This is a genomic window from Enterococcus sp. 22-H-5-01 (genome assembly GCF_050310005.1).
GTDB classification, from domain to species: domain Bacteria; phylum Bacillota; class Bacilli; order Lactobacillales; family Enterococcaceae; genus Enterococcus_A; species Enterococcus_A hailinensis.
This window is the reverse complement of record NZ_CP189993.1, coordinates 868,911-882,904: the sequence shown is the minus strand read 5'-3', so window position 1 is coordinate 882,904 and position 13,994 is coordinate 868,911. Positions and strand designations below refer to the sequence as shown.

11 protein-coding genes and 1 other RNA gene are annotated in these 13,994 nt (G+C 38.2%); 6 read left to right on the top strand and 6 right to left on the bottom strand.

All coding sequences use genetic code 11. The annotated features are described in order from the left end of the window. Positions 1-139: 139 nt before the first annotated feature. Positions 140-507, bottom strand: a transfer-messenger RNA (tmRNA) gene (ssrA, locus tag ACQKTA_RS04470). Positions 508-743: 236 nt separating this feature from the next. Between ssrA and ACQKTA_RS04465 the strand changes: the two genes are divergently transcribed. Both ACQKTA_RS04465 and ACQKTA_RS04460 read left to right on the top strand, forming a co-directional pair. Then, positions 744-1,466, top strand: coding sequence for a winged helix-turn-helix domain-containing protein (locus tag ACQKTA_RS04465; RefSeq protein ID WP_427814343.1), 723 nt, complete (start codon positions 744-746; stop codon positions 1,464-1,466). Next, positions 1,463-2,932 (top strand): ATP-binding protein, encoded by a 1,470-nt coding sequence (locus ACQKTA_RS04460; RefSeq protein ID WP_427814342.1) that lies wholly within the window; start codon positions 1,463-1,465, stop codon positions 2,930-2,932. The genes ACQKTA_RS04465 and ACQKTA_RS04460 overlap by 4 nt, the downstream gene beginning before the upstream one ends. A 31-nt stretch (positions 2,933-2,963) precedes the next feature. Here the strand turns inward: ACQKTA_RS04460 and ACQKTA_RS04455 are convergent, their stop codons facing one another. The 3 genes from ACQKTA_RS04455 to ACQKTA_RS04445 form a co-directional block, all read right to left on the bottom strand. Then, entirely contained in the window at positions 2,964-4,403 is a 1,440-nt protein-coding gene (locus ACQKTA_RS04455) for an NCS2 family permease (RefSeq protein ID WP_427814341.1), read from the bottom strand. Positions 4,404-4,537: 134 nt separating this feature from the next. After that, on the bottom strand, positions 4,538-5,194 hold the full coding sequence (locus ACQKTA_RS04450) for a hypothetical protein (RefSeq protein WP_427814340.1): 657 nt from the start codon (positions 5,192-5,194) through the stop codon (positions 4,538-4,540). 118 nt (positions 5,195-5,312) lie between these two features. Then, positions 5,313-7,424, bottom strand: a complete 2,112-nt coding sequence (locus tag ACQKTA_RS04445) for an LTA synthase family protein (protein ID WP_427814339.1) — start codon at positions 7,422-7,424, stop codon at positions 5,313-5,315. A 174-nt stretch (positions 7,425-7,598) separates the two neighbouring features. Between ACQKTA_RS04445 and ACQKTA_RS04440 the strand changes: the two genes are divergently transcribed. Next, entirely contained in the window at positions 7,599-8,768 is a 1,170-nt protein-coding gene (locus tag ACQKTA_RS04440; RefSeq protein WP_427814506.1) for a class I SAM-dependent rRNA methyltransferase, read from the top strand. A gap of 19 nt (positions 8,769-8,787) precedes the next feature. After that, positions 8,788-9,537 carry a type I 3-dehydroquinate dehydratase gene (locus tag ACQKTA_RS04435; protein ID WP_427814338.1) on the top strand — a complete coding sequence of 250 codons (750 nt, stop codon included), beginning with the start codon at positions 8,788-8,790 and terminating at the stop codon, positions 9,535-9,537. Positions 9,538-9,581: 44 nt separating this feature from the next. On the opposite strand, the gene ACQKTA_RS04430 is transcribed toward ACQKTA_RS04435, so the two are convergent. Further along, complete coding sequence (locus ACQKTA_RS04430) at positions 9,582-10,619, bottom strand: tagatose 1,6-diphosphate aldolase (RefSeq protein WP_427814337.1); 1,038 nt, start codon at positions 10,617-10,619, stop codon at positions 9,582-9,584. Between the two features lie 131 nt (positions 10,620-10,750). On the opposite strand from ACQKTA_RS04430, the gene ybaK reads away from it, so the two are divergent. Beyond that, complete coding sequence (gene ybaK, locus ACQKTA_RS04425; RefSeq protein ID WP_427814336.1) at positions 10,751-11,236, top strand: Cys-tRNA(Pro) deacylase; 486 nt, start codon at positions 10,751-10,753, stop codon at positions 11,234-11,236. Here ybaK and ACQKTA_RS04420 read toward each other — a convergent pair. Then, entirely contained in the window at positions 11,233-12,489 is a 1,257-nt protein-coding gene (locus tag ACQKTA_RS04420; RefSeq protein ID WP_427814335.1) for an NAD(P)/FAD-dependent oxidoreductase, read from the bottom strand. The genes ybaK and ACQKTA_RS04420 overlap by 4 nt on opposite strands. A gap of 160 nt (positions 12,490-12,649) precedes the next feature. Between ACQKTA_RS04420 and gdhA the strand changes: the two genes are divergently transcribed. Beyond that, on the top strand, positions 12,650-13,993 hold the full coding sequence (gene gdhA, locus ACQKTA_RS04415; RefSeq protein WP_427814334.1) for an NADP-specific glutamate dehydrogenase: 1,344 nt from the start codon (positions 12,650-12,652) through the stop codon (positions 13,991-13,993). The last annotated feature ends 1 nt before the right edge of the window (position 13,994 follow it).

Below are 13,994 nucleotides of genomic sequence, written 5' to 3'. Positions count from 1 at the left end.
AAGATACTAAGTGAATGCCATTTTGAATGCCAATATATATTTTTAAGTGAAATTGATAGAAAATAAAAAACGATCAAAACCCTTATTCAAAAAGGATTTCAACCGTTTAAAAACTACCTGAAAACTATAGAAAATCAATTAATGGAGCTGGCGGGAGTCGAACCCGCGTCCAAACATATCGACCACCTAAAAATCTACGCTCATAGTCATACTATTTAAGTTTCGCTTTGTTCTCTGCCGCATGACTGGCCGCGAACATCGCTAGTCTGATGAGCTCTTTTTCAACTTACAGACGGAAAGTTGAAACGTATCCCACTTAGAATAGGACCCTTACTCGAGCACATGGGCGATACCGAGAGGATCTACGCTAACTGTTTTTAGGCAGCTAAAGCGTAAGAGTTATTGTTGTTTTTAGCAGTTATATTTAACTGTAACGTTTTTACGTAGACGTAACCTACGAAGCGCAATTCAAGCTCGAACTATGCCTGTCGAATCCGTAACAGCCCCTTATTTAATAATTTGTTGCAGAAGAAAGTATACCATTTAAAATGAAAAAAAGCAAAGCAAAGCTAGACTAGTCGTCCATTGAATTAATGCTTAAACATGAAGATTTTGTCGAATTGTACTGTAAAAATTGAAGAAAAAACAAATTGTTAATGAAGATACAGGTAAGGTAATGGTTGATTAAAATAAAATAGAGTATACTTGGAAAAGAGCACCAAATGATACCAGGGGGTTGAACAATGAATATTTTAATGATCGAAGATAATGAATCTGTTTCGGAAATGATGCAGATGTTTTTCCTAAATGAAGGATGGGAAGCTGAATTTAAGTACGATGGAAAAGAGGGGCTAGAAGCCTTCAAAGCCGCTCCAGAAAAATGGGATATGATCACACTAGATTTAAATTTACCAAACATGGATGGCATGGAAGTTGGCCGGGAAATCCGTAAAATTTCTAAGACAGTCCCAATCATTATGTTGACTGCTAGAGATTCAGAGAGTGATCAAGTAATTGGTCTTGAGATGGGGGCCGATGATTATGTAACGAAACCTTTTTCACCGCTAACGTTGATTGCGCGAATCAAGGCGTTGCATCGCCGCAGTGAGTTAGCTAGTGACGCGCAACAAGATTCAGAAGACGCAAGCGGAACTTTTGACATTCATACCGATCACTTCAAAATGAATTTGAAAACACGTGAAGCCTATTTAAATGAAAAATCAATCGATGGTTTAACACCAAAAGAATTTGATTTGTTGTATACGATGGCTAAAAAACCGCGTCAAGTCTTTACGCGAGAACAATTATTAGAATTAGTGTGGGATTACCAATATTTTGGTGATGAACGAACTGTAGATGCCCATATTAAAAAGCTACGCCAAAAGATTGAAAAGGTGGGCCCACAAGTGATCCAAACTGTTTGGGGGGTCGGCTACAAATTTGACGACAATGAGGTTGGTCAATGAAATACCTCTATCAACAACTCTTAGCTTTTGGCGGATTGATCTTGTTGATACTTTTGACTTTAGGGATTTCATTCACGCAGTTTACTCGAAAAACGATTGAAGACAATAATTATAAGAATTTGTTCGATTATGCCGAAGCAATGGAAAAAAATCAAAACGCATTGAGCAGCAGTCCACAATTTGAGGGTAGTTCTTATACGGATGTCTTTCGTTTTTCAATTTTAGTGACTGAACGTAGTTTGGATCAACAAAGTGTGCGGTTTGTTTTTATTGATAGCGATAAAAAAGTATCTTATCCTTCAAGTGATGACGGACAACAGATCAGTGAACATCTAGTGACGAATAAACAATGGGCGGCACTAAAAGCTGGACAGCGTCAAAAGGAAACTAGCGCTAAAAATATTCATGGTGAAAATCAAACAACATCTTATGCAATGGTGCCTTTTGTGGCCAACAATGAATTTTATGGCGTTCTTTTAGTTAGTCAGCCAGCGACCAATGTCGAAAACAGTGTCAATTCAATCGTAGCGGATCTGTTTAAAGCCTTTATCATTGCTTCGATTCTTGCGATCATTGTAAGTTACTTCTTTGCGACTCAACAAGTGAAACGAATCAATCGGATGCGTTCCGCAACGAAAGAAGTAGCAGCAGGGAACTTTGATGTGATTGTCCCTAACCGTAACCGAGATGAATTTGATGATTTAGCAGATGATTTTAATCAAATGACCGTTTCGTTGAAAGCGTCGCAAGAAGAAATCGAGCGGCAAGAAGAGCGACGAAAACAATTTATGGCAGATGCATCTCATGAGATGCGGACACCGTTGACCACGATCAATGGGCTTTTAGAAGGAATGGAATACAATGCGATTCCAGAAAACCAAAAAGAAAAAGCAATCAAATTGATGCAAAATGAAACGTCACGTTTGATTCGCTTGGTCAACGAGAATCTAGATTACGAAAAAATCCGAACGAACCAAATCAGTATCATTTTACAGAAGTTCAATGCGACTGAGGCTCTAGCAACGCTTGTTTCTCAACTGCAAGGGAAGGCTCAGGCGTCTAATGATCAATTGCTTTTAACGACAGAAGAGGCAGTTGATGTTTATGCTGATTATGATCGGTTTGTCCAAGTCATGGTCAACTTGACTCAAAATGCGATCCAATTTACTCAAAATGGAACGATTTCTATTGGGATTTCGACGATCGAGCAAGGAACACAAATCACTATTTCAGATACAGGAATCGGAATGAGTGAGGAGCAGGTCAAAAATATTTGGGATCGCTATTACAAAGCAGATCCGTCACGTAAGAATACAAAATATGGTGAATCTGGTTTAGGGCTTTCGATTGTCCAAGAATTGGTTCGACTGCATAAAGGAACGATCAGTGTAACAAGTGAACTCGAACATGGAACAACCTTTACTGTTGTTTTCCCCAATAAACCTGAAGAAATAGAAAAAGCGTAAAACCATTTGGCTTTACGCTTTTTTCTTTTGTTTATAAAATGGCTAGAATTATAAAATTCAGAATGAAAAGAATATCAACGATCCATAAAATCGGTGAGATTTCTTTGGTTTTTCCTTTGATCACTTTAACGATCGTGTAGAAAATGAAACCAGCGGCAATCCCATAAGAGATACTGTAGCAAAGCCCCATAAAGATGCTGGCAAAAAATGCTGGGACGGCTTCTTCTAGATCCAACCAATTGATATCGGCAAATGAAGCTAACATCATCACGCCGACTAAGATAAGTGCTGGAGCAGTTGCTTGGGCAGGAACGATCGAAATTAATGGTGAGAAGAAGCTACTTAGTGCAAATAGAATAGCAACCACAACAGAAGTTAAACCTGTTCGTCCACCAGCACCGATACCAGCAGCTGATTCAACATACGTTGTTGTATTGGATGTACCGAAAATAGCACCGATCGAAGTAGCGATAGCATCTGCAAATAAGGCTTTATCCATTTTTGTTTTAAAACCACGTGAATCATTGTCCAGCGCTTTTTCATCTTCTTTAGAGAAAATACCTGTTCGACGACCTGTTCCGATGAATGTTCCGATAGTGTCAAATGTGTCTGATAAGCTGAATGCTAAAATCGTCATTAAGACTTGCGGAAGTTTTGATGAATCAGAAAATAGCGAGCCCATTCCTTGTGCACCAAAAGCTGCACCGAAAGTAGTTCCCAATTCATTGATTGAGCTTCCTAATGAATTCGCGTGGAAATCCACCGCTCCTAGTTGCACCACTCCCATAGGAATTCCTAGAGCCGTTGTAACGATAATACCGATCAAAATCGCACCACGAACATTTTTGACAACTAAAATCGTTGTTAAAACTAATCCAATAACAGCTAATAAGATGGGGGCATTATTGAAATTAGCTAAAGCAGGAACGATACCGCTGTTGATCGAAACACCCGTTGCTTTTCCGCCTTCAACGACACTATTGGTGATAGCTGAAGAGTCAGCACTGAAAGAAAGCAGTCCTGCATTTTTGATCCCAACATAAGCAACAAAGATCCCAATCCCGCCACCAATTGCATGCTGCATACTTTCAGGGATCGCGTGAATAATCAATTTACGAATTTTTGTAACTGTGATCAAAATATTTATGATTCCACAAATGAAGACCATAGCGAGAGCTTGCTGCCATGAATAACCTAAACCAAAGACAACTGTATAAGTGAAAAAAGCATTTAATCCCATACCAGGAGCTTGTGCATAGGGAACATTAGCAAATAATCCCATAACTAAAGTTCCAATGACTGAAGAGATGATCGTTGCCAAAAAGACTGCTTGGAACGGCATCCCTGATGCAGATAAAATCGTTGGATTAACGAACAAAATATAACTCATAGCAAAGAATGTTGTGATTCCTGCCATCACTTCAGTTGAAACGGTCGTGCCTTGTTCTTTCAATTTAAAGAATTTCTCCATTTTTTATAAACGCTCCTTAAGAATAAGTTCATTATATTGGTTAAAACCGAATACTTTTTGATTGTATATAATAAATAATCGACTTTCAATAAAAATAAGTGTAAAAAAGAAAATAAAAAGCGTAATGTTCGTGTTTAACGAACATTACGCTTTTTTTTCAATAAATTTATTGTTTTGAATCCAGCAGTTAAAACAACTAAGTTTAAGAGAATATAGAGAATCGATCGGAAGAGCGATTTGAAAAACATATCTAACAGTGTTGCTGATGAAAAATCAAACGAAAGGGAAGAGCGAGTAGAGTAGACGATCCCGTTTGTTCCATTGCTGATCACAAAATTGGGAAGATCACTGATTTGATCAAGGCCTTTATGGTAAATATTTTGTAATACTATTTCGTAAGTTGGTTCAAAAAGAGCAAATAATAAAATTAAAAATATTGTAGCGAGCAATAAACTTAAAAAACATTCTAGCCCTGCTTCATAAATCATCGTATCACTTGTACGATCTTGATTTTTCCAACGTCTGAAACGCAGAATGAAAAAGAGGAACAGAGAGACAATTAAAAAGATACTGCAAGCAATCAATCCGTTTGAGAAATACTGTTGTAATTGATCGATTTCAGCACTTGAAAATAATTTGATCGGAGTAGAGGTATTCAAATGACTCATCGCTACTTTCAAGATACCTAGAGTAGTTAAAGAAAAAAGAGCGAGCCAACAAATCCCTAAAGAAATTGAAAATCGGATACGGTGCTGTTTGATTGTCGACATTGTAGTTGATAAAAATCCCATAAATTCCACCTCTTATAAAGAGTATAAAATCTTAGTTTGAAAGAAATATGAATTCTATCGGAATAAATATAAGAAAAAAAGCCCTTTTCTCGAATATGAGAAGAGGGCTTCTTGATAATTATTGTTGTGCTTTTTCTTGGTATTGTTTATATGTCTCTGTCTTATACAAACTTTGGGTCGTTTTCTTACCATTTTGATCGTAGATGCTTGTTGATTTATCATCAAGCTTGTTCTCAACTTGTTGCAATTTCTTGAGACCGTCTTTGTAATCAAATTGAGTAGCATCGACTGGTTCTAAACCACTCGCAGAATAGAACCGTAATAAATCACCATTGTTAATATTATCGGAAGTACTCAACTGTGTGGAGACTGCTTGTTTCCAAGTATCTGCTTGTTTTTGTAATTCTTCACTTGGATCTGTTACCGGTAATCCAGTTGAATTGTCATATAAATTGCTGCTGTAATACGTATAATTTGGTGTAACGTAATCACCATCTCGGAATGCAACGATTTGATCATGGTCTTCAGATAGTAAATCTTGCCCTAATTGAATATATTTACTAGTATCAACACCTAGTAAATGCAAGAGTGTTGGTAAAGCATCTACTTCACCACCATACGTATGGTTGATACCGCCTTTATCTTGACCAGGAATGTGAACCATGTAAGGAACACGTTGCATTTGAGCATTGTCATAATTTGACCACGTATCTTTTGATTTGCCAAGCAAACTTGCTAATTCAGGATTTCTTGAATTTGAAATTCCATAATGATCGCCGTACATGACGATGATCGAATTGTCATACAAACCAGAAGCTTTCAAGTAGTTGAAGAATTCTTCAACCGCCTTATCTAGATAGTTCGCTGTGGCAAAATACCCATTGATTGTTTCATCGCTAGTCGTTGCACGAGGGAATCCAGCTTCATCATTTTTGAATTCACTATAGGGGTAGTGATTTGAAACAGCAATAAATTTTGAATAAAATGGTTGCTGCAAACGTTCTAAGTATTGAACAGATTGTTGGAAGAACGGTTTGTCATGCAATCCGTATTGGAATGAATTTTCGTCGTTGACATCATAATAGGATGAATCAAAGAAGTAATCATATCCTAGATTTTTATAGGTTTCTGTCCGGTTCCAGAAGTTTCCAGAATTCCCGTGGAAGGCAGCACTTGTATAACCACCCGTTTGTTTCAAGATATCTGGTGCCGCTTGGAACGTATTTTTACCGCCTAATTGTGAGAACAATGACCCTTGGTTCAAACCAAACAATGAATTTTCCATTAATGTTTCTGCATCTGAAGTTTTTCCTGCTTTTACTTGATGGAAAAAGTTATCGAATGAGAATGTACTATTGCTATGAAAGATGCTGTTCAAGAACGGAGTTACTTCATGTTCCTGACCGTTTTCATCCTTCAATTTGTAGTCGATCACAAATTGCTGCAAGCTTTCTAAATGAATCGTGATAACATTGCGTCCTTTAGCAATGCCGTAATAATCACTGTTTGGCGCAGCGTAATGTTCTTTGACATAAGACTCTACTTCTTTTAAATCATTGGGACTAGCTTCGGCTCGAACCTGATTGGTTTTATAGGTTTGGATGCCATCATAAACAGTAAAAGCATTAACCCCAAGATATTTTATCAAGTAATCGCGTGAAAAGGTACGAGTCAATAGTTCGGGACGATCTGCTTCTGCTAAAAATAGGTTTCCTGAGAAAACTAATACAGAAAGAGCAGTCATGGCAAAAGCCATCCGGGCGCGAACAGGACGTTCTTCTTCCTTGATTCCCTTACGCCATAATAAAATTGGTAAGATTACTAGATCAATTACATATAAAAGATCATATGGCCGGAATAGACGAATGGCACTTTCCCCTAAACCGCTAGCAACTTTACCAGCCCCTAAGAAAGTATTGACTGTAATAAAGTCAGTAAATTCTCGGTAGTAAACGACGTTTGAAAAAAGCAGGATACTGGCTAATCCATAAATGACTAGCATCGTTCGATAAGATGCTTTTGCGCGACGTACATACAAAGCAATCGACAGTAAAAACATTGTCGATGCGATCGGGTTAATGAATAGGATAAAGTACTGTGTGAGACTTTCGATGCCCAAATTGAATTCAAAGAGATAAGCAAATATGCTCTTTGCCCACAGTAAGAATGTCAGTAAGGCGTAAAAGCCAAGCCGCTTATTCAAAAATCCAGGAGCTTTTAGTTTTTTCAATTGTAACTTCCTTTCTGCCGTAAAAAAACGGTATGTTCACTTAATAACAGTTTAACTGGTTAGAGCAACCTCGTCAATTCTTATTAAAAGTTGCTGTTTCCGCCTTAAAGAAAACTTTATAAGCGAAAACTGAGATAATTTTTTGCTATAATAAAAAAGAAAGCAGGGATGAATGTGAAAATAGAATTAAATAACTACGGAGTCAAACGGATCAGACAAGGAAACCCTTTGATTCAAGTAGAGGATTTAAAGAAAAAATTAGCCACTGTTCCGATGGAATGGGTGACCTTCGTTGATAATAAACAGCAATATGTAGCGACTGGCTATCTAGGAAAACAAAACAAAGGCTTCGGTTGGGTGATTGACCAATCGAATCGATCAATCGATGATGAATTTTTGATTGAAAAATTTGACCAAGCGATTCAAAAACGCCAACCTTTTTTTGTTGATGAATCAACCACTGCGTTTCGTCTCTTCAATGGAGAAGGCGATGGTCTAGGTGGAGTGACTGTAGACTATTATGCAGACTATTTAGTTATTTCATGGTATAACGAAACGATTTATCATTTGAAAGACAGTGTCGTCAATAGTTTATTAGCAGCTTTTCCACAAGCTAAAGGAACAGTCGAAAAAATTCGTTTTAAGAGTGACCAAAAAGAGAGCCAATGGTTGGCTGGAGAAAAGCCGCAAGAACCATTGCTTGTGCTAGAAAATGGTGTTTCATATGCTGTATACTTAGATGAAGGCTATATGACGGGAATCTTCTTAGATCAAAAAGAAGTTCGTGGAAGATTAACTGAAGGGCTTGCCGCTGGTAAGACAGTTTTAAATATGTTCAGCTATACGGGAGCTTTTTCTGTTGCTGCTGCATACGGTGGGGCCGCAGAAACAACAAGTGTAGATTTAGCGCAGCGCAGTCTGCCAAAAACACAAGAACAATTCCAAGTGAATGGATTGCCGTTAGATCAACAAAAGATCGTTGTTATGGATACTTTTGAATACTTCCGTTATGCTAAAAGAAAAGGCTTTAATTACGATTTGATCATTTTAGATCCACCAAGTTTTGCTCGGAATAAGAAAAAAACGTTCTCTGTTGCGAAAGACTATGGTCGCTTGATCGAAGATAGTGTTGAGATTTTAACTAATGAGGGCATGATCATTGCGTCGACTAATGCCGCAAATCTGCCAGTTAAGAAATTCCAACAATCGATTGAAGCTGCATTGGAAAATAAACACGTTCGCTATCGATTAGTCGAAACATATCGCTTGCCGGCAGATTTTCCAGCTAGTGATTTTGAAGAAAGCAATTATTTGAAAGTATTGTTTTATGAGATAAAAAAATAAAGGAAATGAGTGGCTGTATATGATGGATATTCAAGTGAGAGAGACTCGCTTCGATGCAGGAAAACCTAAAGTTTGTGTACCGCTGACCGGTAGAACTTTTGATGAGATTATCGAACAGGCAACGGAAGCAAAAAAATATGCCGAAGTAATCGAATGGCGTGCGGATTATTATGATGATATTTTAGATGATGACAAATTGAATACCACGTTGCTAGCGTTGCGTGATGAAATCAGGAATATTCCTTTGATTTTCAATTTACGAACAAAAGAATCGGGCGGACAGCTTGAGATCAATTTAAATCAATACCGACACGTAAATGAGTTTGCCGTCTCAACTCGAGCAATCGATCTCGCTGATGTCGAAGTTTCGGTCATCGATCAGCTATCTGTAACATTTATTAAATGGCTACAAGCTTTAGATGTGCGGGTCATTTTAAGTTATTACAATTTTGATGAAACACCAGAAGATGCAGTCATCCTATTCCGCTTAAATTTGATGGAACATTTAGGCGCTGATATTGCTAAAATCGTTTTACAGCCAGAAAGTGAACCCGATGTCTTACGTCAAATGGGGATCGTGATGAAAGCTCAGACATTTGTTACGTTGCCAGTCATCTCAGTCTCATTAGGAAGAATCGGTAAGACATCACAAGTTTGCGGATCTTTAGATGGCTCTTGTATGGCATATGGCTGTCTAAAAGGAAATGTCTATCCAGATGCGCAGATTGAAGCTGAGAAATTAAATTTGATTATTAATGAATTAAGATAAAAAGATGGCATAGAAGCGGTATAAACTTCTGTGCCATCTTTTTTTTATTCCATCACGTCGATGTCAAATACTTCGATATTATCAAGTCCGCCATAAATAGCATACCAAGGTTTTGCATATTGATCTAAAATCGCATTTAGTTCCTCGATATTTTCACGGCCTTTTGTATCTAACCAGTCAATCAAGCCCTTTTTTCCTTTATCAGCGTACACTTGAACGCCATCACGCCAAGTAGCACGACCGCCAAGGATACCGCAATAATTGGCTCCATGCTCGCCAGCGAATTTTAACTCATCACGGAATATGTCTGCTGGAACACCAGCACTTAAATAAATAAATGGGCGGGTAGCTTCTTCGCCGGCCGCTTTGAAGTAAGCAGCGGCTTCTTCTAAAGTATAAACGACAGGTTCACCTGCATGATTATAACCCTCTACATAATTGAATAAGACTGGGACTTCAACTTTTAATACATCGATATGGTATTTATCTTTCGTAAATTCTTTGATTGTATCGATGACTTTTTGCGGTTTGATAGCGGCAAATTCTGGCGAATGATCATCTGTGATCTCATTATCGTACACAATAGGCTCCACAAAAACCGGGATGTCTGCAGCTAAGGCTTCTGTTCCCAATCGTTCTAGGAAAGCATGTTTGTCTTCTAAAATTTCTTTTGGATCATCCGGGTTGTAATAGACCAATACTTTTGCTGCATCGGCACCTTTGGCAATCAAACGATCGAGGGATTCATTTGGTAGCAATTCGGGTAAGCGTCCAGGTGTATTGGCGTCGTAACCTGTTTTTTCATAGGATAAAATCAATCCGCACGTTTGATCTTTTGCGGCAATGCCTTTAAAACCATATTGTTCATCTAGCAAGATAGCACTGACCTGCTTGGTTAATTCTTGCGAAACTAATTCCTTAAATTCGTAGACTTGATCCATTGAGAATCGGTCTTCGCCGACGGCTGTTTGCATCATTTTTTTCATAGAGCCTCTTTGATCGATCGCTAACGCGGCAATGACCCCATGGTCATTTGACAATTTTTGCATTTTTTCGAACTTTCCTCTTGAGATTCTTTTCATGATGTTGACTTCCTTTCTTTACTGATTTTAGTGTAGGCTTTTTGATTTAAAAGGCCAAATAAAACGATCATTTGTTTCACAGGCTTTTTTTTGCTAGACTTTAGAAAATAGTAATGAAGTGAGGGTGCAGCTTGGCAAAGAAGAAGATACAGAAGACCAACGCGATTCGATTAGTAGAACAAAAAAAAATTCCTTATGTGGAACATGAGTATGCTTGGAGCGAAGAAGATTTAGGTGCAGGCCATGTCTCTGAACAAGTAATGATTGAACCTGCCCGTATTTTTAAAACACTTGTGGCAGTAGGAAATAAGACAGGACCAGTTGTTGCTGTCATCCCTAGTGATCATGAGTTAGATTTGAAAAAAATAGCAAAAGCTAGTGGCAATAAAAAAGTAGAGATGTTGCATCTCAGAAACTTAGAAACGACGACCGGATATATCCGAGGCGGTTGTTCACCAATTGGGATGAAAAAATTATTTCCGACCTTTGTGGATGTATCCGCTCAAAATTTTGAGCGGATCGCTATTTCTGCAGGAAAAAGAGGGCTCCAAATGGAAATTGCCCCCGATGCCATAGTTGAATTGACTCGAGGACAATTTATAGAGCTTACGAATTAGGCGAATGCATGGTAAGCAGCATTAGTACCTGCAACGTTTCCGGTACAAAAAGCGGTGGTAATATTATAACCGCCTGTATAACCATTTACATCAAGGACTTCCCCGGCGAAAAATAAGCCGGGGATTTTTTTGCTAGATAAATCTTTTGGATTGACTTCCTTTAGCTCGACACCGCCGCCAGTCACAAATGATTTTTCTAACCCAAAAGTTTTATTGGCAGTCATTTTCCAGTTTTTACAATAGGCGATATAAGCCGCTAGTTGTTCTTTGGATGTTTGGGCATAAGTTAAATCGCTGATACCGACTTGATCTAAGAAGAAGAGTAACAATCGTTCAGGCAACAAACCACTCAATGCATTTTTTAATTGTTTTGTAGAATCATTTAGCTGTTCGTGGATGGTTTCTAGTAACTCCTGTTGTGATTGGCTAGGAAAACAATCTAGGGTCAAAGTAACTGTCTCTTGTTTGCGCAATAATTGATTGACAAAACTTGAACAACGTAATGCAGCAGGACCGGAAATGCCGAAGTGAGTGAACAATAAATCCATTTCATGACTTGCGAGGGTTTTATTTTTTTCATCGATGACAGCTAGAGTCACATCTTGGAGAGAAAGTCCTTGTAACGTTTTAGCTGCAACGAAATCATCTGTTAAAAAGATTGGAGACTCCGTCGGATATAAAGGAGTGACATGGTGACCCACACTTTTTGCAAAGCGATAACCATCACCTTGAGATCCAGTAGAAGGATAAGTGATCCCACCAGTAGTGATCACCACACTTTTAGCCGAATAATCTCCCTCGGAAGTGCGGATACCTTGGATCGTTGCCCCATCAGTAATAATTTTTTCAACCGGTTCTTTAAAATGCAAAGCGACATTCAAGGTTTCAAGTTCAGTTTTTAATGTATTAACGATCGTTGCTGATTTATCTGAGACAGGAAAGATACGCCCATGGTCTTCTTCTTTTAATGCGACACCGCGTTCACTAAAGAAATTCATGACATCCTGATTGTCAAATTGTGAAAATGTACTATATAAAAAGCGACCATTTCCTGGGATGTGAAAAATAAGATCATCCACTGGTCGGTTGTTAGTGACGTTGCAACGACCACCGCCAGTCATCAATAATTTTTTTCCTAAGCGTTTGTTTTTTTCAAATAGCGCAACTTGTGCACCGTTCATTGCGGCCGTGATGGCAGCCATCATCCCTGAAGGTCCGCCGCCAATAACGACCACGTCAAATTTTTTTGTCATAATAAATACCTCATTCATAAATAGATTTCTTCTTACATTTTAAATATCTTAAGCGGAATTACGAACAATTAGCTTACAAATTGAAGTTTAGCATGAATAATTTTTCCCTTCTATTAGAAAATGATGTAAACTATGAGTACAAAATGTGAGGAGGAATTTGATGGAAGTACAAAAATATGTTGAGCAGATTCAAAAAGAGCTAGTGGCTAAAGATCCGAATCAAGAAGAATTTTTACAAGCGGTGGATGAATTTTTACCAACAATCATTCCTTTTCTAGAAGAACATCCAGAGTATGTCGAAAAAAATATCCTAGGGATTCTTATTGAACCTGAGCGATTATTCCAATTTCGTGTACCTTGGCAAGATGATAATGGCAATTGGCAAGTAAATCGCGGTTACCGAGTACAATTTAATTCGGCAATCGGTCCTTATAAAGGTGGATTGCGTTTCCACCCAAGTGTGAATTTAAGCATTTTGAAATTTTTAGGTTTCGAACAGATCTTTAAAAATAGTCTGACTGGATTACCGATTGGCGGCGGCAAGGGTGGTTCTGATTTTGATCCCAAAGAAAAATCAGATTCAGAGATCATGCGCTTTTGTCAAAGCTTCATGACTGAACTATCAAAACACATCGGTCCAAATTTAGATGTCCCCGCTGGTGATATTGGTGTTGGTGGTCGAGAAATCGGCTTCTTATTCGGCCAATACAAACGATTACGGGAATACGATGCCGGTGTTTTAACAGGAAAACCGTTGGGCTTTAATGGAAGCTTAGGTCGTACAGAAGCAACTGGGTACGGTGCAGTCTATTTCGTTAAACATTTATTGGAAGATCGTAAAGATTCTTTTGAAGGTAAAAAAGTTTTAGTATCGGGTAGCGGAAATGTTGCTATCTATGCAATTGAAAAAGCCCAAGCATTAGGAGCGACAGCAATTACTTGTTCAGACTCAAATGGTTATATCTATGATAAAGAAGGGATCGATTTAGCTTTATTGAAAGATATCAAAGAAGTTCGACGGGCTCGTTTAACTGAATATGCGAAAGAACGTCCATCAGCAGAATACCATGAAGGTTCTATATGGGAACTTGAACAAGCTGCTGATATTGCATTACCATGTGCAACTCAAAATGAAATTGATCAAAATAAAGCCGAAATTTTAGTCAATAATGGTATAAAAATCGTAGCTGAAGGTGCGAACATGCCTAGTACAAAAGAAGCGATTCATCTTTATCATGAAAAAGGTGTATTGTATGGACCTGGTAAAGCAGCCAATGCTGGCGGTGTAGCTGTTTCGGCATTAGAAATGAGTCAAAACTCACAACGTTTGGCGTGGACGAAAGAAGAAGTAGATGAAAAATTAGATGATATCATGAAAAATATCTATGAAACTTGTCGGGATACCGCTGAAAAATATGCTGAAAAAGATAATTTTGCCGCTGGCGCAAATATTGCTGGGTTCGAAAAAGTTGCTGCAGCAATGCTTGCCCAAGGATTAGTTTAAT

What these genes read in the sequence shown, in the direction of transcription:
- ACQKTA_RS04455 (WP_427814341.1), bottom strand. Translation starts at nt 4,403, where the DNA reads ATGGAGAAATTCTTTAAATTGAAAGAACAAGGCACGACCGTTTCAACT.
- ACQKTA_RS04450 (WP_427814340.1), bottom strand. Translation starts at nt 5,194, where the DNA reads ATGGGATTTTTATCAACTACAATGTCGACAATCAAACAGCACCGTATC.
- ACQKTA_RS04430 (WP_427814337.1), bottom strand. Translation starts at nt 10,619, where the DNA reads ATGAAAAGAATCTCAAGAGGAAAGTTCGAAAAAATGCAAAAATTGTCA.
- ACQKTA_RS04435 (WP_427814338.1), top strand. Translation starts at nt 8,788, where the DNA reads ATGATGGATATTCAAGTGAGAGAGACTCGCTTCGATGCAGGAAAACCT.
- ACQKTA_RS04465 (WP_427814343.1), top strand. Translation starts at nt 744, where the DNA reads ATGAATATTTTAATGATCGAAGATAATGAATCTGTTTCGGAAATGATG.
- gdhA (WP_427814334.1), top strand. Translation starts at nt 12,650, where the DNA reads ATGGAAGTACAAAAATATGTTGAGCAGATTCAAAAAGAGCTAGTGGCT.
- ACQKTA_RS04460 (WP_427814342.1), top strand. Translation starts at nt 1,463, where the DNA reads ATGAAATACCTCTATCAACAACTCTTAGCTTTTGGCGGATTGATCTTG.
- ACQKTA_RS04420 (WP_427814335.1), bottom strand. Translation starts at nt 12,489, where the DNA reads ATGACAAAAAAATTTGACGTGGTCGTTATTGGCGGCGGACCTTCAGGG.